Source organism: Staphylococcus sp. 191 (genome assembly GCF_011174885.1).
GTDB lineage: Bacteria > Bacillota > Bacilli > Staphylococcales > Staphylococcaceae > Staphylococcus > Staphylococcus coagulans.
The window spans coordinates 1-24,772 of the sequence record NZ_PNRJ01000022.1; the positions used below are offsets into that span (position 1 = coordinate 1).

Below are 24,772 nucleotides of genomic sequence, written 5' to 3' on the forward strand. Positions count from 1 at the left end.
AAACGCATTAAACAACAAAATAACGTTGCTTAATGCGTTATCGTCTCGCCAACCGATGTTGACAAAGAACCTATATGATTTGTGCATGAATAATACCCCGTTAATACCCCTGGACTTAATAAGTTCATATTATATATTAAAAAAATCAATGAATTAATTTTTATTTTATGTGTCTAAAATGAGGGGTTCAGTTCAAAAAATATACAACCAAAAATTATAAAATTATACAAAATTTTTCGGGTATTAATGAGCTAGAGGGGTATTCTGAACTAACAGACTACTTTTTTGAGGAATATAATAATTATTTAGTTCCTCTTGAAGAAGTGTTGAAAGACGAGGGTTTTATAGATTTATGTTGTAATGTAAGATACGAATATAATTGTGAAAACGAGTTATTTGAATATTTAAACTATCTTGCTCAAAGAAACAATAATAAAGAAGAAATTAACCTATCATTAAAAGAAATACCAACTTGTAAAAATGATATAGGATCTGTAGATATTCACTTAAATGTATTGGATAACAAGTATAACTTGGATAACTTAAGAACAGTCAAAAATATAGGTAGTACAAATATAGCAATAAAACAAAACTTATTAGGAATAAATTTAAGTACGGAAGATAAAGACTTAGCTAAGTTTATGCCTCCTGTGAAATCTAACAACTTAAATATTAATATTTACAGTAGAAGTGGATATAATATTTCTGATTTATATGTTGGATAAGATAAGAATAAAAAAATTTTAAGCATATATAATGCAGAAAAGAAACTGATTAATATAAGAAAGCTAACTAATTTATCTATGCTGCATTATACACCACAATTAAGAGCGTTACTTTTACTAGGAGATATAAATAATTTAGATAAAAATATTATTCATCCTAAACTTTATGACGTCTTGATATATATACCTAGAGTGGTTATAGATAATAAGTATATCATTATTCGAAGAACATGGATTATTGGAAATGTATTTGGAAGTAGAGCTAGTTTAAAAGATTATATTGATAGTCTGTTACACCTTGGTAAGATAGAAATGTATGTCGTCTATATCAAAGAAGACCAGGAATTAATCCTGAATCTCAAAGAAGATTTTGATTATTTATTTAAAGAGTATCGATTATATAATAAAATAATTTTAAAGGAATTATTGTCATCACAGTTAAATTTCTCGGTAGATAAAAATATACATAACAATGAATTGATATATTCTGTTGTAGACAATGAATCGAACTCGAATAGTATAAGTAATGAAATTATAAAAAAATATGAATTAGATAATAATGATGAATTATCATTAAGAAAGTGGAAATATTATAAAGTATATTTATATGAATATAATATGGATGTAGTTGAATTTTTGATTAATTTAAGAACGGTTTTTCAACGGTTTTTTTATGTTAATTACAAAGACAATAATAAAGAGTATCTAAGAATAAGATTTTATAAAGAAGATGCTTTAAGTATTGAAAGTTATTTTAATCAAAGCGAATTGGTTGATTATTATATCTTAGAACCATATTTTCGAGAAAATCTAAGGTATAAAGATATTGGAATTGAAAACTTTGAACAAATGTCATTAAAAGATACGAATAGAATCCTCTCTTTTTATAATAAATCTGCAACTGATTTTTTTAGTCTAAAAGAAATAAATACTGAGATTTATTATGTAACACATTGACATTAATTGAAGAATTTAAATTAAGCAATGAACAAGTATTAAAAGCTTTCAAACGATATAAAGTTGGAAATTGTGATCGAGAAAGATTGAAGTACATTACAGGTGTTATAAGAGATAGACGTATCGATTTTGATGAGAAAATTATTCAAAGTAATTACGATATATCTAATATAGAAGAAGTATTATCAATTATTCATATGAGTAATAATAGAATAATGGGCGTAGACATTGAAAAAGAAAGAGAAATATACAAATATATATATTGAGAAATTATATTGGAGGCGGAAAAATGAGTGAAATTAAAGAAAGATTTATGAAAAATAATAAAATTCATACAATACCTAGAAAAGAAAAAGATAAAAGAGAGTTAATGAAAATATTGGCTATGGAGTTTGAAGAAAATAGAACTTATAAAGAAAAAGAAATAAATTTAATACTACGTTCTTTTTATGATGATTATGTGTTATTGAGACGATATTTGGTTGATTACTCGCTATTATCTCGAGATAAGGAAGGACAAGAGTATAAATTAACAACTAGGGGAAAAGAGATTAGCTAAAATGAATGAGTATAAATTAACCCAATTATTTATTGGATTCAATACATCAATTTTATCAGGGATTGCACTCTTTTCGCCAGTTATCTATATTTTTTTAATTAACTTGGGATATAGCTTTACTGAAGCTGGACTATACTTGTCTATTTTCTGGGGTGCGGCAGCCATCAGTGAATTACCTACTGGAATTTTAGCTGATACTATAGGCCAGAAAAGAGTGGTTATATACAGCTGTTTAATGAGAGCGTGTGGATTAATTCTTCTAGTTAGTGAAAATTTCTTTTTACTAATTGTCTCGGGGCTTATAACAGGTGTAGCGGAATCCATGTTATCTGGAAGTTTAGGAAGTTGGTACATGAACCAACTGACTGACAAAAAAGCTATGAATTTAGAGCGGGTATTTTCTAAAGTGGCATTATTTGGTTCTTTATTTTCTTTGGTTGTAGGATTCATTAGTGCTGAGTATTTATTTAAAATAAACATTAACCTTCCTATAATATTAAGTGCTTTATATTTTATTATACTATCATACTTGATATACATTTTATTACCGGAAAGAAAAGGTAACTCAGATGTTGAAAATCTCAATGCTGGAGTACTACAAATAAAATCAATATGGTTCACAAATTTCAAAAAACTTATATCCATATTTAGAGGAGACAAATCTTTAGTTTTGATATTAATAATGCTAGTAGTACCTACTATTCTTGACATTGGTCCATCAAACCAATGGCAAGTAGCTTTTAAAAGCAACATAGCATATTTATGGGTAGGAATATCATTGATTGGAATGCTAACAAATTTAATTATTCCAAAAATCCCTAAAATTTTTGATGGTCTGAAAGAAATTATGGTATATATATTCATTGATATAATAATTATATTTATCATGACACATAGTGAATATTCTACCATATATTTTATGGTACATATAATTATATTCACTATTATTAGTGTTAAGACAAGTGTATATATGCATAGAGATTTAGTTAAGAATGACAGCATAAGATCTTCTTTTTTATCTACGTTTTATACTATAGAATCTATTGTAACGATGTCTTTATTACCATTCAATGGGTATGTTTCAGAGCGAAGAGATGTCTTTTATGCTTGGGAAATGTTCGTATACATTAGTTTATTTTTAATAATAATAAATTTTATAATACTAAAAACCAGATATAAGTAACATTAAAAATAATTTTTTGAAGTCATTTAATGATAAGGTTGATACAGTAGCTATTATTGATAGTTTAATGGAATATTTTATAGTATTTAAAATTACTGACGAATCATAGGGATTGAAATAACATAAAATATAATAAGCACTTAACGTAGCCAATTTTTTACTTAGAAGGAAAGTATAGTAGATATAATAAAAGATAAGTAACGATATACCCATAAAGTTGTATGATGCAAATATAATAAGAGACCGTTAATTATACAATCCAGGAATTTAAATGGCTTTATATAAATCGGACTGGTGATCCTATCAATCACCAGTCCGATTTTTGACAGAGAGCCTATTTTGTTTAGTAAAATATGCGAAGTTCAACCTAATGTAACTATATCAATTGATATTTTTACTCTATAATTTATTCATAAAGATGGTATAGCTGCAAATGTTAATCGATTGATATTTGATTGAATGATATAATGAAATCAATAATATGCATGATTGAGAGGTTTAAATATGACTATTAGTAATTATCTACATTTCTTACAAACTGAGGTTGAGGGGCAACTGTTAGATAGAAAGAGAGCATCAATAAGCCCTAAAGATGTTGCTCAGCATATCTGTGCGTTTGCGAATGCGGAAGGTGGTAAATTAGTGATTGGTATTGAGGACAATGGAGAGATCTCAGGTTTTAATCATGCAAAAACAAAAAAGAAAGAATTATATATATAGAAGCACCATTTGAACATTTATACAGAATACCTAAATATACATATGAATTAATAGACGTGAAAAAACTTGATGGAACCCTAGATCAAATTTTGGTTTTTGATATTGAACCTAGTTATGATGCTATTATCACTTTAAAGGATGATTCAGTTTATTTAAGAATTAACGATAAGAGTAGAAAACTCACACATAACCAAATTACAAATTTAGAGTACGATCGTGGTGCACGTCGCTTTGAAGAAGAATTAGTGGAGTACTCGAGTTTTGAAGATGTGGATGAAAATCTAGTAAATGAATTTAAACAATTACTTAATACAAATGTAGAAAACGAAAAACTATTAAAAGCTAGGGGCTTCATGCGTGAAGGTAAATTGACAGTAGCTGGTTTGTTATTATTTAGTAATAATATCAATGTTTACTTACCCAGTGCTAGAATTCGATTTATGAGATATGAAGGTACTGAAGAAGAGACAGGTGCTCGACTTAATGTAGTTAAAGATATTACTTTTGAAAAAGCCTTACCGATAGCAATCAGAGAAGCAAGAGCTTTTATCAATACTCAATTACGAGAATACACCTTTCTAGGAAAAGAAGGCAAATTTGTCACGCTACCTGAATATCCTGAATTTGCGTGGTTTGAGGGGATGATTAATGCGATTATACATCGCAGATATGATAATCAAGGTGATCATATTAGAATAAAAATGTTTGATGATAGATTAGAAATTAGTAGCCCAGGTGCACTTCCTGCTTCTGTTACTTTAGAAAATATTAAAGAAGAAAGGTATTCACGAAATCCTAAATTAGCCGCTGCATTAACTCAATATAAGTGGGTTAGAGAATCAAATGAAGGTGTTGGACGTATATTTGATGAAATGAAAGACTATTTTCTAGATGATCCTGTTTATTCAGAGCCCAATAATAGTTCAGTTCGGCTGACTTTGAAGAATAATATTGTTGCTAGGAAAGAAAGAGAAACAGGTCGAGTAAGCAATATAATCACGCCTGAGTTATTTGATAGCTTAAATGAGCAACAAGAATTAATTGTGAGACATTTATATAACCAAGGAGAATTAACAGCTTCGAAAATTGCTGCGATAATTCAAAGATCTGTTCCTACAGCAAGAAAAAGGTTAAAAGAATTAGAAGAAATGAATGTCATATCTACGCATGGATCAAGTAAAAATGATCCGAAAAGAACGTATTACTTATTAGATTGATAAATAATTTGTAAACTTTCGAGTAACTCAAAAGGAAAGGTACTGAGCTATATAGAAAGTCCAATAACATCAAGGTGTTCGAAGGGTTTCGAGTAAAATAAAAAACTTTCGAGTACTGTAACGCTACAAAGGAAGAGTATGCTAAAAATTTTTTATTTGAATTGGTTGTTGAGCCTGATCATATTGACTTAGGTGATATTTGGATACTATAGAAATAATTTAAAGATAACTTAAACTGTTCAGTTTATGCAATCATGTGACTATTGATCTAATTACTAGATAATGTAATAAAGGAGATTACTTATGCGCGATGCTCGTGATATATTGAAACTAATTCTCGATATAGCTAAGCAAGATGAACGTATTGTATCCGTCTTACTAAATGGGTCAAGAGCTAATCCCTATAGTGGGAATGATCGACTTCAAGATTATGATATTATTTTTGCAACTGAATATGTAAATGAATTTGTTAAAGATAAAGAATGGCACAAGCAGTTTGGTCCTATATTAGGCCCTCTGTCAAATAGGACTGATGAGCATACTATAGAGGTTAAGTAGCATCGTGTTGCTTAATCTTTTTTGCTTGAGGCCCTAAAAGAAACCCTAACAATATATGTATGATGAATGTATATACCTAATTATCCATACGGGCTAGATAAAGAAATTGCTTTATGTTATTATAATTAAAATTATATAAGCAAACTTTGCACAAGAAGAGTAATTGTATATTTTTTTATAGCGAGCTATTGAGGGTGGGAGAATAGCAAAAATTATATTGATGAAGCGCGTCTTGTGGGTAACGTATTGAACCTAAGTAGGTACGTTCGGTGGTCACATCGTTAACAATGAGAGTGTATGTTTTTAGGCATAAATATGAGTGGTACCGTGGATGTAAAGTTCACCTCTATGATAGGGGGTGGACTTTTTTTATTTTAATAGGGAGTGATTTTTAATGAAGCAATTGTTAGCTAATAGATTATCTGAACATATCTCGTTTATAACAGTACAAGAGATTTTAAAACTAATAGAGCGACCTAAGTATCAAGAACAAGGCGATTTTTCATTTCCTTGTTTTGCTTTAAGTAAACATTTAAAAAAGAATCCTAGAGTTATTGCAGAAGAACTAAAGGACAATATTGAAAGGAAAGAAATTAAGTCAATCCAAGCTATCAACGGCTATTTAAATGTGTTTTTTGATCCAAACTATGTAGGATTGGATGTCATTAATGATGTTTTACAAAAAGGTGAATCTGTTGGCGAGCAGGATATAGGTCAACAACAAGTCGTGACGATGGATATTTCTTCACCTAATATTGCTAAACCATTTTCGATGGGACATTTGAGATCAACTGTAATTGGAAATGCAATGGCACTCATTATGGAGAAACTGAATTATCAGCCTGTTAAGATCAATCATCTAGGGGATTGGGGGACGCAGTTTGGAAAATTAATTGTAGCTTATCAGAAATGGGGAGATAAGGATGCTGTTACTGCAGACCCTATTCCTGAATTATTCAAACTCTATGTAAAATTTCATGAAGCGGCTGAGCATGATGAAAAGCTTAACGAAGAAGGGCGCCATGCATTTTTAATGCTCGAGCAGAATCATCAAGCGTATACTGAGTTGTGGCAGTGGTTTAGAGAAGTCTCATTAAATGCTTTTAATCAGTTATATCAGCGCTTGAACATCACTTTTGATTCATATAATGGAGAAGCTTTTTATAATGATAAAATGGAGAGCGTTGTAGAATTATTGAAGAAAAAACACTTGTTAGTCCTAGATCAAGGTGCAGAAGTTGTAAAGCTTTCTGATATGCCTCCAGCTTTAATAAAGAAAAATAATGGTTCTACCCTTTATATAACGAGAGATTTAGCCACAGCCATTTATAGAAAGGAAACGTATGATTTTTCTTATTCATATTACTTTGTTGGTAATGAGCAATCGCTTCATTTTAAACAGCTGATAGAAGTATTGAAACTTATGGGGTATCAATGGGCAAACCATATGAAACATATTTCCTTTGGTATGATTTTAAAAGATGGCAAGAAAATGTCGACACGTAAAGGTAAAGTGATTTTTCTCGAAGATGTATTGAATGAGGCAGTCGCATTAGCAAAGTCTAATATTAAAGAAAAATCAACAAAGCTGAAAAATATTGATGAAGTGAGTGAACAAGTAGGCATAGGTGCTGTTATATTTAATGACTTGAAGCATGATCGTCAGAATGATATCGAATTTAATTTAGAAGAGATGTTAAAGCCAGAAGGTAATACGTGTCTATATCTTCAGTATACCAACGCCAGAATCCACGCTATTATTCGTAAAGCAAATGTAGAAAGTGAGAAATTAAAAATAAAAAATTTAGATAAAGAAGCGTGGGATATTGTTAAAACTCTAGATTTATTTGATGAAGTATTAATATCAGCAATGGAAAGAAAGTCGCCAGCTGAACTTGCTAAATATTTATTGCAGTTAGCACGTCGCTTCAATACTTACTATGCAAAAGTGAGAATATTAGATGATCAAGAGATGCTTAACGATAGAATCGGCGTTTTATTATCAGTATCTACAGTTATCGAAGAAGGTTTGAGATTATTAGGTATTAAATCACCACGCGAATTGTAAAGTTAACAATATTTTCTGGCCTGCATGAAATGATTGCGTTAAACCCAAGAAAGCTCAAATGCTGTCTGGCTAAGCATGAATCAATACTCTTTTTTTACACATGATATTTCTATATTGCTAAACAAATATAGTTGAAGAATAATATCCTTATCAAAAAAAGAAGTGACTAAGTAAAAAATATTTACTTACTCGCTTCTTTTTTTATACACGTTTTCAAAAAAATAAAGCTCCCATATATAATCATGAATAACCTCAAACATAAATATAAAAGAACTTTATAAATATAAAAAAATAACGTTGAAAGTCTTGCGCGTCACGTTACGTCATCCATTATATTGAGGTTAAGGAGGGATAACAATGCCACCCATTCATATCATAAAATCTGATAAAATTTATTTGAAATTATTGGAATTAGATCGCGCACAGAGAGACGCTTATTTTCGAGAAAATTTATTAAAGCATTTTCGAGAAAAATTTGAAATTCAACAGATACCCTTTGAACCAACAGCATCAGGTTTTGATGCCTTAATGCTGATGAATCAAACCCATGTTTCGCCTGCAGAATTTAATTCGAGTTATAAAAAACAAATGGATATGCTTGATGATGATTTTTGGGATAATTGTAAAAGTGCGATTGAAGATGTACTGAAGCGTTTTGAAAAGAAAGGGATGCATTCAAAGGTTAGTCAGTATACATTTACGGTCTTATTAGGAGATGAAAAAAAGCCAACGATGTTCCTTAATCAAAACTATGGAGGAGAAGGCGGAATACCGGGATATGTATGGCTTTCATTAGTTCCAAATGCGTATACTTTGAAGCGAACAAAAAGTGCCATTGCACATGAGTTCAATCATAACTTGAGATACCAATACATTCAATGGAACGGTGGCTCTCTTGCAGAATTAATTATTTCTGAAGGTTTAGCTGAGAATTTTGTTGAGGCCATGTATGGGAAGTCATATTTAGGACCTTGGGTAACGGCGATAGATTGGAATCAATCACAAGCATTAATAAAAAATATCATAGGAAAACATCTAGACATTGATAACATGTTTGAAGCAATGCCTTATTTATACGGGGATGAGATTGCTCAATTATATAGTGGCAATCAAGTAGGGTTACCTCACTCAGCAGGTTATACTTGCGGTTATTATCTTGTTAAAACTTATTTAGACAAGACAAACTGCGGGATTGAAGAAGCAACTATGAGGTCAGCACAAGAAATTTTAAACGAGGTGGAATCATTTTGGAATACGAATATCGTATAAAAGACATCATCAAAATCACTGGCGTAACGAAGCGGACTTTACATTATTATGATGAAATTGGTTTATTATCACCCCAAAAAAATGAAAATCATCACAGAGTCTATACGCAACGTCATTTAATGCAATTACAAAAAATTTTATTACTGAGATCGATGGATGTAAGTATTAAAAGAATCATTAAAATAATGGCAATGGACGAAACAAATTTAATGGCATCATTAAAAGATGAAATGGTCATTTTGAATGAAAAAATTGAACGATTAGAAAAAGCGAAAAAAGCAGTGTCCAAATGGATAGAGGGCATGCCGGTTCTAGAAATTGATGAGTTGAACAATAACTTACAAGCTCAATATCAAGAAGAAGCTAAAATAAAATATGGTAATACACCCGCTTATCGTAGTTTTATTGAACATAATGAGGACCATCAATTAAATAGTGTTGAGTCTAAAGATAAAATGATGACAATATTTAAAGCTTTTGTACATGTATCAGAGCGGGATATCAACGATACGGAAGTTTATCATGTTGTAATAGAATGGAAAAATCTCATGCGCACTTTTGCTGACTTTGATGATGAGACACTCTGCTGTATTGCAACAACTTATCATCAAGATGAACGATTTAAAGATTATTTTAAACAATTCGATCATTCAAAGTTGACTCACTTTATCGTTGAAGCGGTTCATTATCACTTGGCACAATCATGTATTAAAAATAACAACTGAGATATAAAATGTGAGTCTTCAAAGCACTTTAAATCTCTAAATTGCAATAGATGAAGGGGCTGTTCAACGCTAAAGCAAGTGTGTACAGCCCCAGTCAACTTTGTTGGGATTTATAGGTTTATTTACTCATGTTGGCTTAAAAATTGATCGGTCGATTGAATGTCAGCAAAGTTGCTTAAACTGGAGATAAAGGCATTTTGGACGTCTTCAGGTGCGACAGTTTGATCATTTAGTGATAATGCACGTGTTGCAGTCGCATCATGGATTAATGTGGATGGATAACCGAGTTCTTTAGCAGCACGTGTGGTTGAGTCTACACATAAATGTGTCATCATTCCTGTAATGACTATGTCAGTGACACCATAATCAGCTAATTGATTGGCAAGATTTGTTTGAAAGAAACTTTTAGGCGCTTGCTTCGTAATCACCGGGTCTTGTTCATTACGCTTAAGTTGAGGGTGTAATTGAACGCCTTCTGTGTCATGTACGAAAAATGCAGCGTCGTCATTAGGAAATATATGTTGGATGTAAAATACTGGTAAATCATGCTCATGGAACCATGTTTCAAGTAAGTTAATGTGAGCTAATGCTTCATCAGGATTATGGAGAGGCATTTTGCCGTTTTCAAAGTAGTCATTCTGAACATCTATAATGAGTAAACCTTGTTTTGTCATTTTCGTATACGCTCCTTCTTAATAAGAATAATAAATCACTTTCATCGTGTACCGAGACATCAAACATTGCAGCTTAAATATTATTTTTAGTTTTTTAGAAATTGGGCATAATCGTAAAATACAGATTCTGAAAGAGAATGAATTTCTACGTCAAATATAATTCAGAATCAAATCATTCAATAGTTTGAAAGTATGATACGAAGTTCAACTTAAGTATGGAAATGATGTCTCAACGCAGCATACTTATGATGATAGCAATAAAATAAGGTTGGGGCTAAAATTCTGTTTGAGTTAAAATAGGTATAAGCGATTTGAAACACAAGTGAAACTAGAATATAATTAGATTTATCATTATATGAACGGAGGTGTCAGTATGTTTTTAGAAGATGTGAAGCGTGTAAGATTTGTCCTTATTATACGTGGGAAATTTGCGTTTGTTGTTAAAAATTGGTGGAGTCTGTCTAATTTTAAACAAATACATCTTCTAGAGGAATACTGACACAAATTCCTCTAGCGATATGGAGGAATAAAAAATGAATATCGTCAATGTGAGTCAACTCACGAAATCATATGCCGGAGATAAAGTCTTTGATCATATTAAATTTGAAGTGAATAAAAATGATCGAATTGGTTTAATAGGTCGAAATGGTGAAGGGAAAACGACTTTATTTAAATTATTAGCTAAAAAAGAGCAAGCAGATGAAGGCTTTATTAGTATTGCTAAGGATGTCAAAGTAGGACTCCTAGCACAAATTCCAAATCTACCAGCCGATGCTATTGTAATAAACCAGCTTTATCAAGCCTTCGATACTTTAAATGGTATCGAACAACGAATGAGACAGCTGGAAGTTAAGATGGTTGAAGGGTCGGATGACATCGATCAGATTTTAAAGCAATATGACCGATTGCAAAATGAATTTGAGACTTTAGGGGGTTACGACAGAGATTACAAAATTGATTTTGTGCTCAACGGTTTAAAAATTGCATATCTTAAAACGCAGCAATGGTCCGATTTATCTGGAGGAGAGCAGACAAAAGTAGGTTTAGCGATGTTGTTACTTCAATCACCAGAATTGTTACTGCTTGATGAACCTACGAACCATTTAGACATAGAAAGTATAGAATGGCTAACAAAGTTTATCCAACAATATAAAGGTGCTGTGATGGTAATTTCACATGATCGTTATTTTCTAGATGAAACGGTCACTCAAATATTAGAAATTGATCAACATCAGTTATATGTATATCCCGGTCATTATTCAAATTTCGTCATTGAAAAAGAGAAACGTATTTTAAGCGAATTTAAAGCATATCAAACCCAGCAAAAGAAAATTCAAAAAATGAAAGCCCAAATTAAGCAATTAAAAATTTGGGCGAACCAAGCGAAGCCACCCAATGCGTCGATGCATCGTCGTGCAAAAAGCATGGAAAAAGCTCTGGCGCGGATTGAAGTCAAACCTAAGCCTCGATTAGAGCATAACAAAATGAAATTAGACATCGCCCAAACAGAAAGTGCTTCAAAAGATATCTTTGTCTTAAAAGATGTTGCTAAAATGTATGATGATATCTTATTTGAAGGGGTAAATATGAAAATTAGACGCCATGATAGGGTGGCCATTGTAGGTGCAAATGGAACAGGTAAAAGCACGCTGTTAAAATTGTTGTTAAAAGAAGTTGTGCCTGACGAAGGTCATGTTCAAATTGCTGAAACAAACCGCATTGGTTATTTGTCCCAACATCAATTTAATACGGGAGAGATGTCAGTACTTGAGGCTTTTAGACAATATGCACATGTGTCTGTAGGAGAAGCGAGAAACCATCTGGCAAAATATCTTTTTTATGGGTACGATGTCTATAAAAAAGTAAAAGATTTAAGTGGTGGTGAAAAGATGCGTTTAAGATGGGCGCAAATGATTTCTCAACAATTCAATGTGCTCATACTTGATGAGCCGACAAATCACTTAGATATTGATGCCAAAGAAGCATTGGAAGAAGCTTTAGAGGAGTTTGATGGCACTGTTATTGCAGTTTCACACGATCGATATTTTCTGGATAATCATTTTTCAAAAACGTACTGGATTGACAATAAACAACTTCATTATTATCCGGGTCATTACAGTTATGCAAAACAAAAAAGAAATTCAGAAGTAAGACAAAAATCTAATTGATGACACTGTTCTGACTCAATATTCCCAAGTTAGTACGTATTTGATAATTAAAATAGATCACAACGGAAATCAACAGATCACTAAGAAATGAAAAAAGGTAATGTGTTCATTAGCGATAAAAGCTTATCGTTATGAGCAGCATTACCTTTTTATTGATGTGTTATACATGCTTTGCAATGAGTGCTAAACAATGTTTTCTATTCTCCTCACCATAAAGTTGAGGAAATAATAAAAGTTCATCAGCATCAAATGTACGTTGCAATTCGTGGAGTTCTTGCGCTACGATTTCCCCATCCCCGCTAATGATACGTGGTTCGTTTTCGGCGCGTTTTTCAAGTTCACGTTCACTCCAATTTTTCTGTTGTATCGTTTCTAGACTTAATAGCGTTTTCGGCTGTTTTAAATAATGAATACGTTGCAACCAGTAATGCAGACTGTCTTCTAATTGTGCACGGATTTGACTATCCTCATGTGCTAAGACGAAAGTAGAGACGATGACATAAGGTTGACCTGCAGGATGATAGTGTTGAAATTGTTTTCGATAATGTTGAACAATACGTTGTTTTTCTGCAGTTCTTTGCCCGAATGCCCCAAATACAAAAATAGCTCCTAATTGTGCGGCTCGTTCTGCACTGTTTTCGCTCGTACCTAAGATGCAAAATTGCGGTTGCGTTTCAATGATAGGCATTGCTTTTAAATGCTGAAAACGATGTGGGGACGAGGTGTCATTGTTAAAATACTTTTTTAAATCTATCAATTGCTGATCAAAGTCTGTTAAAGTTTGTTTGCCTTCATTCAATGCTTGAGACACATTTTGAAAACTAGGTGATTTTCCAAGTGCTATATCAACACGTCCAGGGTGGCGTGCTTCTAGCATTTTAAAAGTTTCTGCTACTTTATATGGACTGTAGTGTGGCATCATAATGCCCCCGGCGCCAACATGGATACGTGATGTTTGTTCTAAAATCATCGTTGCTAAAATTTCAGGCGCTGTTGATGCGACGGAATGCACTTGATGGTGCTCAGCTAGCCAATAGCGGTGAAAGTTCAATTTTTCAGCATAACGCGCGAGATTCACACTATGATTGAGTGCTTCTTGCGGTGTGCGTCCTTCAAAAATAGGACTATAATCTAGAATGCTGAGTTGCATATAAGACTTCCTTTCCAAGCGTGTTATACTACAATTATCAAGCAAAATAAGCATAAACACGAGTACAATGCTTAAAAATAAAAAGAAAGTAGGGAATGAAATGGAAGCCATTATCGCAAAGAAAGCTTTTTCTTTATCAGAAGGAAATTGTTTTGAAAAGGTAACACGTGAATGTCCCGAACCGACAGGACATGATATTTTAATTAAAGTGTACGCAACAGGGGTCAATCCTGTTGATACGAAAATGCGTCAAACGCCGTTGAATCAAACAGAGCGTGTATTAGGTTTTGATGCAGCTGGTGTGGTTGAACAAGTAGGATCAGCGGTTGAAGGTTTTAAACCGGGAGATCAAGTTTTCTATTCGGGTTCAAATCAACGTGAAGGCTCAAATCAGACCTATCAATTAATGAATGAACAATATGTTGCGCATATGCCTAAAAACCTCTCCTACGAGGCTGCAGCGGCACTACCGCTAACAGCGATTACCGCATATGAAACGATATTTGATGTATTTGGAATTTCCACAGATACTGAAAAAAACAAAGGTAAAACGTTGTTAATTATTAATGGTGCAGGGGGTGTGGGTAGTATTGCAACGCAAATTGCAAAAGCTTATGGACTAAACGTGATTACAACAGCTTCACGCGAGGAAACAATCGAATGGTCTCAAAAAATGGGCGCCGATGTTGTTTTAAATCATAAAAGTGATTTGAAAGCTCAGTTTAAGGCGCAACAACTTAAGCAGCCAAATTATATTTTCTGTACATATGATACAGATGGTTACTACGACACAATGATTGACCTTATTCAACCTAGAGGTCATATTGCGACAATAGTTGCTTTTCAAAATAAGCAAGATTTAAATGCGTTAAAAGCTAAAAGTATTACTTTGACACATGAATTTATGTTTACAAGAGCAGTACATGGTGTGGAAGAACAGATGTATCAAACTTATCTAAAAGATGTCGCAGAAAAGATTGAACAGGGTGTCTATCAGTCTACACTAAATGATGTTTTAGAAGGTTTAACAGTCGATAATATATTTAAAGCGCATCAGCAGATGGAATCACAAGCACATATCGGTAAGTTAGTTATAAAAATAGCTGATTAAATTAATTGAAAGAGGGAATGTGACTGTAAATCATTAGTTTAAGGGGAAAGTCTATATGTTAAAGCAACAAAATCAAAAGGTGAGTTTAGTTTTTTGGATTGCTGTTGTATTGTGTAGTTTATTTGTTCTAATTGGGGCGATATTCCCAGAACAAATGGAACAACAAACGCAAGCAATCACACAATGGATTGGTTACCATTTTAGTTGGTACTATTTATTACTCGTACTTGTATTTTTTTTAGTTTGCATTTATTTACTCTTTTCTAGATACAGTCACATTACACTTGGTAAAGAAGGTGAGGAACCAGAGTTCTCATTAAAATCTTGGTTCGCAATGTTATTTAGTGCTGGCATGGGAATCGGATTAGTTTTCTGGACGACAGCTGAACCAATTTCTCATGCATTTAAAGCCTCACCGATACATAAAACTGGAACACAGGAAGCAATTGATGACAGTTTGCAGTTCTCGTTTTTCCATTGGGGCATTCATGCTTGGGCAGTTTATGCCATTGTCGCATTAGCTTTTGCGTATTTTAATTTCCATAAAGGGCATCCCGGTTTGGTCAGTGCAACGTTAACACCTTTATTTGGTGCGAAACGTATGCAAGGACCTCTAGGACAGATGTTGGATGTGCTTGCGATTATTGCGACAGTCACGGGTGTCGCTGCCACATTAGGTTTTGGTGCATTACAGATTAGCGAAGGATTAAAGTTTTTATTTGGTATACCAGCCACATTTACAACACAAATTATTATTGTCGTTATCGCAACGGTTTTGTTTACATGGTCGACATGGTCAGGCATTAGTAAAGGAATAAAAATGTTAAGCAATATTAATATGTCTTTGGCTTTTGCTGTGCTTCTTGTTGTTTTTATTATAGGGCCAACGCTTTATATTTTAAATATGTTTACAAATAGTCTAGGCAACTATATCGCTCACTTTTTTGATATGAGTTTACGTTTATCCATTGATAATCCTTCAAGAACGAAATGGATTCAAAATTGGACTATTTTTTATTGGGCATGGTGGATATCATGGGCGCCTTTTGTTGGAATCTTTATTGCACGTGTTTCACGAGGGCGAACGATTAAAGAATTTATCATAGGTGTTCTTTTTGTTCCGTCATTCATTTGTTTTATTTTCTTTGCAGTCTTTGGTGCTTCTGCGATTTATTTACAGAATCGTGGGATAGCAGATATTGCATCAGAAGCTATGGAAACTGCGACTTTTGCGACGCTTGAACATTTTCCATTCGGTTATGTGATCAGTATTGTCACACTCGTTGTCATTATGATATTTTTTGTCACTTCTGCAGACTCTGCAACCTATGTTTTAGGTATGTTAAGTACAAAAGGTGATAATCATCCTAAAAATTGGGTGAAAGTCACTTGGGGCATTATGTTAGCTCTGTTTGCGCTCATCATGTTATTCACTGGGGGCACACAAGCGATTCAAAACATACTCATTATTGCTGCTTTACCTTTCTCATTTGTCATCATTTTAATGGTATGGGCGTTATTTAAAGCATTATCAGCTGAACACCCACGTTTAAAGAAAAATATAACAAAATATCAAAAGAGATAATTACAAAAATATTAAATTTTTTTGAACAATATGACATGATTTTAGTTTTTATTACAAAATTAAGGGTAAATAGTTGATGTAACAAATTGAATAGGAGGTGGCATTCGTAATGACACGGATCAAAAATTTTATTCTTGGCCTATTGATTGTCATAATTGTAGGTTTTCTATTGTTTATGTATATCGATTATAAACCGATCAAAAGTTATCAAGACTATTTTTATCAGTTTAACTGGTTCTATCCATTACTGATAGGTTTAGCAGCGTTCTTAATCTTAATCGGTTTAATTCTATTCTTTAGAGCATTTAAACCTACATATCGTAAACCAGGATTGTATAAAGACTATAATGATGGTCACATTTACATTTCTCGCAAATCAATTGAAAATACTGTTTACGATACTATTGCAAAATATGATGCCATTCGTCAACCTAATGTTGTATCAAAACTATACAATAAGAAAAATAATAGCTTTATTGATATTACAGCGGATTTTCTGGTGCCATCAGAAGCGACGAATGTCCAATCGTTAGTTGAACAATTACGTTTAGATATTAAAGAAAGCGTTGAACGTTTTTCTGAATTACAAGTTAAAACAGTAAAAGTCAATGTGCGTGACCAAAAACGAGACAACGGTCCACGCGTTGTGTAAAGGAGGGGTCCTATGTCTAACCAAAACCAAAATGGTCAAGGTGAACGAGATGCAGTTGAGCAGTTTGCAATACTTTTACAAAACTATAAATGGCGAATTATTGGGTTCTTCTTTTTCCTCATCATTGCTATCTTGTTTTTAACACTTGGCTTCTGGAAGACTGTTCTTATCATCGTGTTATGTTTAATCGGAGTTGGTATAGGGTATATTAAAGATCGTACGCAAGATTTCTTGAATTTCCTAAATCGGTTAAGTTAATACATGCAAATGACAAGCATTTAAAATATTTCGATTTAAAAAAACAGTAAAGGAGTTTTTAATTATGGCTGTAGAAAATAACAAAGCAAAAGAAACTTACAATAAAGAAACTGGTGTAAACGAAAGAGAAAGACAACAATCACAAGAAAATCAAAGTCCTCAATTTTCTAATAGTTTAACATTCTCTGATGAAGTTGTTGAAAAAATTGCAGGTATTGCTGCACGTGAAGTTCGCGGAATCTTAGACATGAAAGGCGGCTTTGTAGATAGCATTAGTGGTTCATTCAACGGTGGTAACAATGTAACACAAGGTGTATCTGCTGAAGTAGGCGAAAAACAAGCAGCTATCGATCTTAAAGTTATTTTAGAATATGGTGAATCAGCACCTAAAATTTTCCGTAAAGTAACTGAATTAATCAAAGAGCAAGTGAAACACATCACTGGCTTAGATGTTGTAGAAGTAAATATGCAAGTTGATGATGTGATGACACGTAAAGAATGGCAACAAAAAAATGAAAAAAATAGAGACCAAAACGAAAACAAAGGTTTACAATAAGGTTTAACCATTGAAGCGACAGGTTTCAATGTAATTAAAAATCAGGTAAACTGACGTAAAAAAAGCGGCTGGGATAAGATTATTGTCCCAGCCGCTTCTTTTTATTGCATTATTGCTTGCTTTCCTTTGAGCGATAAAATAATGATAAAACCTATAAACCCTATGCCAGCTGCAAAATAGATTGTTGCATGGAGGTGAATGTGTGAAACGATTAAACCTCCAAGCATGGCGCCAAATCCAATTCCTGCATTTAAAGCTGACATATTCCAACTCATCACTTGACTATGATCACCCTCAACTTGATCAATCAAGCCCGATTGTACAGCAGGGTTTGTACTCCATTGAATGATATGCCAAACAAATAATCCAATTAAAAGTAAAATCGTCGTTTGCCACAAAGCGTTTAATAATAGCATAACAACTACAAAAGCTGAACCACTCACTGTGAGCCATGTTTTGAATGAGAATTTATCTGTAAAAAATCCGCCTAACGATGTGCCACACATTCCCGCAACACCGATAATCAGTAATGCTAAAGAAACGAATTTAATGTCATGACCACCAGATAAAATTAATGGGTTAATGTAAATATAAGCTACAGAATTTGCTGTTAAAATAATAAAAGTGACTGATAACAATTTGCTCACTTCTAATTTGCTTTGAATTCGAGTTGGATAGGTGTTTTCCGTCGCATAGGTCATTTTTAAATGTGTGGGTAAGTAGAGCGTGAGCAATAGACCAGCAAGTAATCCCGCGACAATAATTAATCCAAAAGTATAGCGCCATCCTATCCAATCACCAATTAATGTTCCAATAGGGACACCGAAAACATTTGCCGCACTAAAACCTGTATAAACGAGACCCAACATTTTACCCCGGTTTTCAGGTTTTGCGAGCACAACTGTTATGGCTAATATTTTAACAACTATTAGGGCAGCAGCGGCAGATGAAAGGATACGCCCAATAATTAATATCGTAAAATTAGGAGATAGTGCAATCATCAAATTACCTAATACGAAGAAAGCAATTGAATATAACAATACATACTTTGGTGAATATTTTTCAGTAAGTTTGACTAAAATAGGACCTGTAATCGCAAAAGTAAAAGCATAAATCGTAACAAGCTGACCGATCCATGCTTCAGAAATATTTAAATCAGTACTCATAAGATTCATAATTCCCGCGACGACCATTTCAACCATACCTACAATGAAAATACTTAACATAAAAGTTAAGGTTCTCATGATAGTCATAGCAATACTCCTTAATCGTATATTCAGTTCTGTTTTTCATTTTAATACAATTGGTTACAATAAGAAATACTTACGCCTTTATCTGTATGAGAGAGAAGTAAGTTGATTATAATTTTAGTCATAAAAATTTGTCATTGAGAAGTGACATTGTACGTATAAAAGAAGTCGTAGTATACGAAGTTTTATAATAAATAGCGCTAAGATGTTTTCTATTAAAATCATCCTAGCGCTATATATATTTATGGAATTAATGTCTCAGTCTGATCCTAGAGCTATGGGGAGGGGGCATATAGTCCTTATTATAATGACATACATTTCCAAAAGCGCAATTGTCATCTTAATGTGCCTCTATTTCCACAGCTATTTGATATTCCATATATTTATTCTGATGTTATGTGAAGCGGATTGTCTACTTTAATATAGGTGTAATGATGTGCTTCATCTATGAGGCGCATCGTCGTCACACATTTATAGTCAATAACTGGGTTGAAAAATGTGTGGTAAATACTGTTGATTCGATCTTGATTCATTTGCGTTTGTTTTATTCGCTCAAAGCATTGTTGGATTTGTGTTTGTACAATTTGCCACAATTTGTTTTCTAACTGTTCATCTTTGTAGTAATGTGCAATGGCTGCGACGATTTCACCTAGATGGTTTTGAATCGTAGAATAAAAAGCTTTATTAAAAACTGAAGTCTGGCTCTCAGTTAATATTCTAGATTTCTCGTGAAAATCAGATGTGTCATAGCCCATAGATGAAAGTTGATGCTGATCAATTCTCAAACCTTCGAAATCACGTATAAGCATTTGTTGGAATGCACCTGTTCTATCATCGAACACTGCAATCGTATTCTGTAGATGCGCTTCTAATGCAATTCCATACTTCACAAGTAAAGGTACAACATAATCAATCAGTGCACGTGCATAAGGTGAAAACCAGTCTTGACAGAGTTGTGACATGTCGACAGAACGTCCTTGATGTGCGGCAAAACGCTCGATAAGTTCGATGACTAATGTACGATGTTCGCTAGGTTTATTGACAACAAAGCTTGATGGAATTAGCGGTAGTGCATTATCATCGAGTAAATCATATATATTTTCTCGATAAAGTGTACCCAATTGTTCACTTCGTTGCTCTTGATATGCGGGATTTTTATCATTTGGATTATAAAAATGCGCACCTGCAAGTTCCGGAACCGCTTGTGTGGCGACATCTTTAAATAATGGATCATTGTGTGCGATATGCGTTAAAATATTTGTCATTAAAGGACCATTATGTGTTGTTTGCTCTGACAATGTACGAATTTCCCCTGTAATATGGACATTCGTCGAAAGTTTTATATGAGGTGTCTGCTCAGGTTTTTCAGGCATTAACGTACGGAATGACAGACCGGCATAATAGTTTTGTTGATACGATAAAGGAACAATGATTTGTTGACTTATAGCATCTTGATATTCTTCAGTAATGATATGTGCGTATTGCCAAGGGTGTACAATCAAAGGCACATAGTTATTCAATGACTGCGATGATCCTTCCAACTGATTTTGAGCTGCTTCTTTTAATCCTTCAAATGCATCATAAACGACCTCAGCATAATTTGAATGCGCAGACATCGTTCTTGCGTAATCTCGATGTATTAAAATAAATTGCATTGGAATGCCGTGCTGATACTCTGACGAGTAACATATGCTTTCTTTGGCAGTCATCCCTTTTCGAAGTTTTGCGCCAGGATGAACGGGATGCCCCTCAATGACGAGTTGCTCTGAAGTTAGATAGCGATCATTTTGAGCTTCAATGTAATCAAGAAGCGTCGGAAAGTCATTTAATGAATGCTGCGCTTGATAGCTCAATGCTAAAGCCATATGAGCAGCACTGTTTTCTAAATCATCTCGAAATTGCTTCGCCGCTTCTCCGTCATATTGTGTATCTTCTTGAATGATAACATCCAAAATCTCATTTGGATGTAAAACGCGTTCATCTTCGCTACTTTCATGATACCAATAAAAAGGGCCTTTTAAGTCGATACGGTTGAATGCATGTTGTCCTTTGATTTTTGCGAATAATGTTCGTCCAGTATATGTAAAATGAATGCATAATAATTGGCCAGCAGGAATGGCACAATTTTGAAAATGTTGTGCCTCTTTGATTTCACAATGATCAAAGCCGCCAACTAAGTTTTCACGATAAATCGATGCCATTAAACGAGCAGTTATTTTATCGCGGCTGGATAATATGTTTTCTTTAAATAATTGCGCCCAGTTCGAATCGATTTCGACGAGCGTTTGAAAGCATTCTTGTTCATCTTTTGTCAAAAGAATGTCAGTTTTTTGCTGATTTCTCTCTTTATTCATGAGTACACCTCATTCATTTTATTTTACAAATAGTAAGATGATTCGTATAATCCATAATATCGGAAATGAGAACCGTTATCAATTAAAGAAGGTGAAGATTTTGGCAAAGTGGTTTTTTTCGAGTACCTTTTTACTATTTCTGGGTAACTGGATTGGGCAAATTGCACTTAACTGGTACGCTTATCAATTAAATCATAATGCGATGGATCTTGCATTAATCAACTTTTTTCGATTAGCCCCTATATTCTTATTAAGCTTATGGGCGGGCGCCATAGCAGATCGTTATCGACGAAGCACTTTGATTAAATTGACAGTAACGAGTTCATTCCTTATTACGGGTACGCTCACAATTTTTGTCTTAACAATGGGTGAATTACCAATGACATTTTTATACATCTATTCATGTTTACGTGGATGTATGAGTGCCATTGAAACACCGGTCAGACAAGCAGTCCTACCTGATATCTCTGAACGGTTATCCATCTCAAAAGTCGTTTCTTACCATTCTTTTATATTAAATGTATGTCGCTCCATCGGCCCAGCAATATCGGGCTTTATTATTGCAATTTGGGATATTTCTATTGCATTTGTCATCCAAACGGCTTGTTACCTTTTAGCATTATCTCTAAGTTTACCACTACAATTGATGGTAAAAAAACAAAACAAGGCACCCAAATTTTCTTTACCTATCGCATGGAACTACTTTAAATTAAACGTTGTGAGTCGAAGAATATTTACGACATCGTTATTAATTATGGCGATGGGGTATTCCTATACTACTATGTTACCCATTTTGACCAATGAGTTATTTCCTAAAAAAGCATCTATCTTCGGCACGGCAATGACTTTTAGTGCAATAGGTGGAATACTTGCTACTTTGATTATTCCATATATTTTAAAAACAGTGTCGACAGATAAATTTTATTTCTTGAGTTCGGTCTTATTCGGTCTCGCTTTAATGTTACTCTACCCATTTGGAACGACAGGCTTATTTATCGCTATATTCTGTGTGGGGTTATTTGGTCAATTTGCACGTACAACAAATCGAATATATTTTCAAAATGATGTAGAAGAAGAAAACAGGGGAAAAATTTTAAGTATTGTCATGATGGACAGAGGTATGATTCCATTAGGCGCAGTGGTATTGAGTTATTTTACGGAACGCATTGGGATTACAACTACTTTTTTAGTAATGGGAGTGGCAACGACACTTATCGCAATATTGGGGTATGCAATGAATCTTAAAATAAACGGAGGAAAGACAATCCATGACAACCATTCATCATCTAAATGCTGATCAAAATATACAATATCGTATTCTCGTTGCATGTATCAAAGAGCGGCTATTCCCTGAACAAACAGCAGTTCAATATGAAAAAGATAAACTTGTGATTCAGTTGCACCAACACATTTTACATGTTGCGTGTGTCGCGAAAAGTATGCTTTTTCAATTTGAATTAGAGGGACCGATTTATGAGAAAGTGAATCATGAAGACATAGAAGTTCAAACGGTTGAGGAATTGTTAGCAATACTTGAAGGCAAATTTGGTATTGAATTTCATGAACAGTTAGTAAAGGAATTATTACATAGTCGTCTTGGACTTGAATTGAGTTATCAACAGCTAAGACAACGCCAAAGTATGATGCGTCATTCTTTGAAATTTTCACGAATGCCAGAGTCACTTAATTTTATTGCATGGCTAAACCATATTAATGATGACTCTGATTTTTCAGCTTTAGGTTATACAGAGGGGATGGTTTGGGACGGCCATCCTTCACATCCTTTAACGAAAACAAAATTACCACTTACTGTTGATGAAATTCAAAAGTATGCGCCTGAGTTTATGAAAGTCATTCCTTTAAAAATTGTACTTGTCCATCAAAGTATTTTAAAATTTACGTCAATGACAGATCAAGAAGATTTTGTATTAAGTGAAATTATTCCAGATATGGAAAGTCAATTGAGACAATGGATGCAAATGTATCAGTCATCTTTAGATGAATATCGGGTGATGTTTGTACATCCGTGGCAATATGAAAATGTGATTACTGAAGAGTTTGGTCAATGGATTGCTGAACATCTCGTTATCCCAACCCCTTTTACTGTAGATTCAAAAGCGACGTTGTCATTTCGAACAATGAGATTGCTCAAATATCCGTTTCATATTAAATTGCCTATGAATGTTCAAGCGACAAGTGCTGTCCGTACGGTATCAACAGTGACAACAGTAGATGGCCCAAAATTGAGTTATCAACTTCAAGAAATGTTGGACATTTATCCAACTTTAACAATTGCTGCTGAACCTTATGGTGCACACTTAGATGTTGAAGCGGATCTTGCACGCCAATTTGCGATGATTGTGAGATACGCAATAGAGGATAAAAAACAAAATCATACACAGATTGTTACAGCGGCTTTGACACAAATCAATCCCGTTGATGGTCAAATCGTGATCGATAGTTTGATTGAATACGTATACGGAGAAATCAGCCAAGATACAATCGTACAGTTTATGACACAATATATGCAGGCATTAATCCCACCTCTTATCGGCTATATTCAAAAATACGGCATTGCTTTGGAAGCGCATCAACAAAATACGGTATTACAAATCGATAAAGATACACATGCATTGTCATTTATTGTGCGTGATTTAGGAGGTTCTCGTATTGAACCTCAAACATTAAAACAGACGGTGCCAGAGTTGACTGTATCAAATCAAAGTTTAATCACTGAAAACATAGATGAAGTCATTGCTAAATTTCAGCATGCAGTCATTCAAAATCAACTTGGCACGGTAATCCATCACTTTCATCATCGACACGGAATCAATGAGAAGGTACTTTACAACGTTGCCGGTGAAATCATTGAAAATGCAATAACGTCGAATTTAAATCATGCGGAAGCGCTAAAAAGATTATTATTTGGTAAGAAAATGACGGTTAAGGCGTTGCTAAATATGAGAATGGAACAAAAAGTGAAGCAATATGTGCAAATAGAAATTGATAATCCGCTAGAAAGAGAGATGTAGC

21 protein-coding genes, 1 pseudogene and 1 other annotated feature are annotated in these 24,772 nt (G+C 33.6%); of the genes and pseudogenes, 18 read left to right on the forward strand and 4 right to left on the reverse strand.

What is annotated here, in order from left to right; genetic code table 11:
* The first annotated feature begins 326 nt into the window (after window positions 1–326).
* The 10 genes and pseudogenes from C1H58_RS11115 to C1H58_RS11165 all read left to right on the forward strand — a co-directional run bounded on the left by C1H58_RS11115 (window position 327) and on the right by C1H58_RS11165 (window position 9,981).
* Entirely contained in the window at window positions 327–725 is a 399-nt protein-coding gene (locus C1H58_RS11115) for a hypothetical protein (RefSeq protein WP_165546199.1), read from the forward strand.
* 78 nt (window positions 726–803) lie between these two features.
* Complete coding sequence (locus C1H58_RS11120; RefSeq protein ID WP_165546200.1) at window positions 804–1,682, forward strand: lantibiotic dehydratase C-terminal domain-containing protein; 879 nt, start codon at window positions 804–806, stop codon at window positions 1,680–1,682.
* A complete protein-coding gene (locus C1H58_RS11125) occupies window positions 1,679–1,948 on the forward strand; it encodes a hypothetical protein (RefSeq protein ID WP_165546201.1) in 270 nt (89 codons plus the stop codon). Before C1H58_RS11120 ends, C1H58_RS11125 begins: the two co-directional genes overlap by 4 nt.
* A 23-nt stretch (window positions 1,949–1,971) precedes the next feature.
* Window positions 1,972–2,241 carry a DUF2087 domain-containing protein gene (locus C1H58_RS11130; protein WP_165546202.1) on the forward strand — a complete coding sequence of 90 codons (270 nt, stop codon included), beginning with the start codon at window positions 1,972–1,974 and terminating at the stop codon, window positions 2,239–2,241.
* 1 nt (window position 2,242) lies between these two features.
* Window positions 2,243–3,424 carry an MFS transporter gene (locus C1H58_RS11135; RefSeq protein WP_165546203.1) on the forward strand — a complete coding sequence of 394 codons (1,182 nt, stop codon included), beginning with the start codon at window positions 2,243–2,245 and terminating at the stop codon, window positions 3,422–3,424.
* Between the two features lie 504 nt (window positions 3,425–3,928).
* Window positions 3,929–5,361, forward strand: a pseudogene (locus C1H58_RS11145) (ATP-binding protein).
* A 303-nt stretch (window positions 5,362–5,664) separates the two neighbouring features.
* Window positions 5,665–5,919 carry an aminoglycoside 6-adenylyltransferase gene (locus C1H58_RS11150; RefSeq protein ID WP_165546204.1) on the forward strand — a complete coding sequence of 85 codons (255 nt, stop codon included), beginning with the start codon at window positions 5,665–5,667 and terminating at the stop codon, window positions 5,917–5,919.
* Between the two features lie 137 nt (window positions 5,920–6,056).
* Window positions 6,057–6,270 (forward strand) — a binding site (T-box leader).
* 43 nt (window positions 6,271–6,313) lie between these two features.
* Entirely contained in the window at window positions 6,314–7,987 is a 1,674-nt protein-coding gene (gene argS / locus C1H58_RS11155; protein WP_165546205.1) for an arginine--tRNA ligase, read from the forward strand.
* Window positions 7,988–8,344: 357 nt separating this feature from the next.
* Entirely contained in the window at window positions 8,345–9,256 is a 912-nt protein-coding gene (locus tag C1H58_RS11160; protein WP_165546206.1) for a DUF2268 domain-containing putative Zn-dependent protease, read from the forward strand.
* Entirely contained in the window at window positions 9,235–9,981 is a 747-nt protein-coding gene (locus tag C1H58_RS11165) for a MerR family transcriptional regulator (RefSeq protein WP_165546207.1), read from the forward strand. Before C1H58_RS11160 ends, C1H58_RS11165 begins: the two co-directional genes overlap by 22 nt.
* Before the next feature lie 122 nt (window positions 9,982–10,103).
* Here the strand turns inward: C1H58_RS11165 and C1H58_RS11170 are convergent, their stop codons facing one another.
* Entirely contained in the window at window positions 10,104–10,655 is a 552-nt protein-coding gene (locus C1H58_RS11170) for a cysteine hydrolase family protein (protein WP_165546208.1), read from the reverse strand.
* A 533-nt stretch (window positions 10,656–11,188) separates the two neighbouring features.
* Between C1H58_RS11170 and abc-f the strand changes: the two genes are divergently transcribed.
* Window positions 11,189–12,823 (forward strand): ribosomal protection-like ABC-F family protein, encoded by a 1,635-nt coding sequence (abc-f, locus tag C1H58_RS11175; RefSeq protein ID WP_165546209.1) that lies wholly within the window; start codon window positions 11,189–11,191, stop codon window positions 12,821–12,823.
* Between the two features lie 160 nt (window positions 12,824–12,983).
* Here abc-f and C1H58_RS11180 read toward each other — a convergent pair whose 3' ends face one another.
* Window positions 12,984–13,973, reverse strand: coding sequence for an LLM class flavin-dependent oxidoreductase (locus tag C1H58_RS11180; protein ID WP_165546210.1), 990 nt, complete (start codon window positions 13,971–13,973; stop codon window positions 12,984–12,986).
* A gap of 100 nt (window positions 13,974–14,073) precedes the next feature.
* On the opposite strand from C1H58_RS11180, the gene C1H58_RS11185 reads away from it, so the two are divergent.
* From C1H58_RS11185 to C1H58_RS11205, 5 genes are all read left to right on the forward strand, one after another.
* Window positions 14,074–15,084 (forward strand): zinc-binding alcohol dehydrogenase family protein, encoded by a 1,011-nt coding sequence (locus C1H58_RS11185; RefSeq protein ID WP_165546211.1) that lies wholly within the window; start codon window positions 14,074–14,076, stop codon window positions 15,082–15,084.
* A gap of 55 nt (window positions 15,085–15,139) precedes the next feature.
* Complete coding sequence (locus C1H58_RS11190; RefSeq protein ID WP_165546212.1) at window positions 15,140–16,669, forward strand: BCCT family transporter; 1,530 nt, start codon at window positions 15,140–15,142, stop codon at window positions 16,667–16,669.
* Between the two features lie 109 nt (window positions 16,670–16,778).
* On the forward strand, window positions 16,779–17,321 hold the full coding sequence (gene amaP, locus C1H58_RS11195) for an alkaline shock response membrane anchor protein AmaP (protein ID WP_050330296.1): 543 nt from the start codon (window positions 16,779–16,781) through the stop codon (window positions 17,319–17,321).
* Window positions 17,322–17,333: 12 nt separating this feature from the next.
* Entirely contained in the window at window positions 17,334–17,579 is a 246-nt protein-coding gene (locus C1H58_RS11200) for a DUF2273 domain-containing protein (RefSeq protein WP_165546213.1), read from the forward strand.
* Between the two features lie 64 nt (window positions 17,580–17,643).
* Window positions 17,644–18,135 (forward strand): Asp23/Gls24 family envelope stress response protein, encoded by a 492-nt coding sequence (locus tag C1H58_RS11205; RefSeq protein ID WP_165546214.1) that lies wholly within the window; start codon window positions 17,644–17,646, stop codon window positions 18,133–18,135.
* 101 nt (window positions 18,136–18,236) lie between these two features.
* Here the strand turns inward: C1H58_RS11205 and C1H58_RS11210 are convergent, their stop codons facing one another.
* Window positions 18,237–19,388: an MFS transporter gene (locus C1H58_RS11210; protein WP_165546215.1), complete on the reverse strand. Its 1,152-nt coding sequence runs from the start codon at window positions 19,386–19,388 to the stop codon at window positions 18,237–18,239.
* A gap of 380 nt (window positions 19,389–19,768) precedes the next feature.
* Window positions 19,769–21,739: an IucA/IucC family protein gene (locus tag C1H58_RS11215; RefSeq protein ID WP_165546216.1), complete on the reverse strand. Its 1,971-nt coding sequence runs from the start codon at window positions 21,737–21,739 to the stop codon at window positions 19,769–19,771.
* A gap of 100 nt (window positions 21,740–21,839) precedes the next feature.
* On the opposite strand from C1H58_RS11215, the gene C1H58_RS11220 reads away from it, so the two are divergent.
* Together C1H58_RS11220 and C1H58_RS11225 are read left to right on the forward strand one after the other, a co-directional pair.
* The gene (locus C1H58_RS11220) at window positions 21,840–23,036 is read left to right on the forward strand and encodes an MFS transporter (RefSeq protein ID WP_050330305.1); all 1,197 of its coding nucleotides are present in this window, start codon (window positions 21,840–21,842) and stop codon (window positions 23,034–23,036) included.
* Complete coding sequence (locus tag C1H58_RS11225) at window positions 23,008–24,771, forward strand: IucA/IucC family protein (protein ID WP_165546217.1); 1,764 nt, start codon at window positions 23,008–23,010, stop codon at window positions 24,769–24,771. The genes C1H58_RS11220 and C1H58_RS11225 overlap by 29 nt, the downstream gene beginning before the upstream one ends.
* The last annotated feature ends 1 nt before the right edge of the window (window position 24,772 follow it).

What these genes read in the sequence shown, in the direction of transcription:
- C1H58_RS11180 (WP_165546210.1), bottom strand. Translation starts at nt 13,973, where the DNA reads ATGCAACTCAGCATTCTAGATTATAGTCCTATTTTTGAAGGACGCACA.
- argS (WP_165546205.1), top strand. Translation starts at nt 6,314, where the DNA reads ATGAAGCAATTGTTAGCTAATAGATTATCTGAACATATCTCGTTTATA.
- C1H58_RS11200 (WP_165546213.1), top strand. Translation starts at nt 17,334, where the DNA reads ATGTCTAACCAAAACCAAAATGGTCAAGGTGAACGAGATGCAGTTGAG.
- C1H58_RS11120 (WP_165546200.1), top strand. Translation starts at nt 804, where the DNA reads ATGCTGCATTATACACCACAATTAAGAGCGTTACTTTTACTAGGAGAT.
- C1H58_RS11205 (WP_165546214.1), top strand. Translation starts at nt 17,644, where the DNA reads ATGGCTGTAGAAAATAACAAAGCAAAAGAAACTTACAATAAAGAAACT.
- C1H58_RS11215 (WP_165546216.1), bottom strand. Translation starts at nt 21,739, where the DNA reads ATGAATAAAGAGAGAAATCAGCAAAAAACTGACATTCTTTTGACAAAA.
- C1H58_RS11190 (WP_165546212.1), top strand. Translation starts at nt 15,140, where the DNA reads ATGTTAAAGCAACAAAATCAAAAGGTGAGTTTAGTTTTTTGGATTGCT.
- C1H58_RS11225 (WP_165546217.1), top strand. Translation starts at nt 23,008, where the DNA reads ATGACAACCATTCATCATCTAAATGCTGATCAAAATATACAATATCGT.
- C1H58_RS11150 (WP_165546204.1), top strand. Translation starts at nt 5,665, where the DNA reads ATGCGCGATGCTCGTGATATATTGAAACTAATTCTCGATATAGCTAAG.
- C1H58_RS11170 (WP_165546208.1), bottom strand. Translation starts at nt 10,655, where the DNA reads ATGACAAAACAAGGTTTACTCATTATAGATGTTCAGAATGACTACTTT.
- C1H58_RS11135 (WP_165546203.1), top strand. Translation starts at nt 2,243, where the DNA reads ATGAATGAGTATAAATTAACCCAATTATTTATTGGATTCAATACATCA.
- amaP (WP_050330296.1), top strand. Translation starts at nt 16,779, where the DNA reads ATGACACGGATCAAAAATTTTATTCTTGGCCTATTGATTGTCATAATT.
- C1H58_RS11160 (WP_165546206.1), top strand. Translation starts at nt 8,345, where the DNA reads ATGCCACCCATTCATATCATAAAATCTGATAAAATTTATTTGAAATTA.
- C1H58_RS11210 (WP_165546215.1), bottom strand. Translation starts at nt 19,388, where the DNA reads ATGACTATCATGAGAACCTTAACTTTTATGTTAAGTATTTTCATTGTA.
- C1H58_RS11185 (WP_165546211.1), top strand. Translation starts at nt 14,074, where the DNA reads ATGGAAGCCATTATCGCAAAGAAAGCTTTTTCTTTATCAGAAGGAAAT.
- abc-f (WP_165546209.1), top strand. Translation starts at nt 11,189, where the DNA reads ATGAATATCGTCAATGTGAGTCAACTCACGAAATCATATGCCGGAGAT.
- C1H58_RS11130 (WP_165546202.1), top strand. Translation starts at nt 1,972, where the DNA reads ATGAGTGAAATTAAAGAAAGATTTATGAAAAATAATAAAATTCATACA.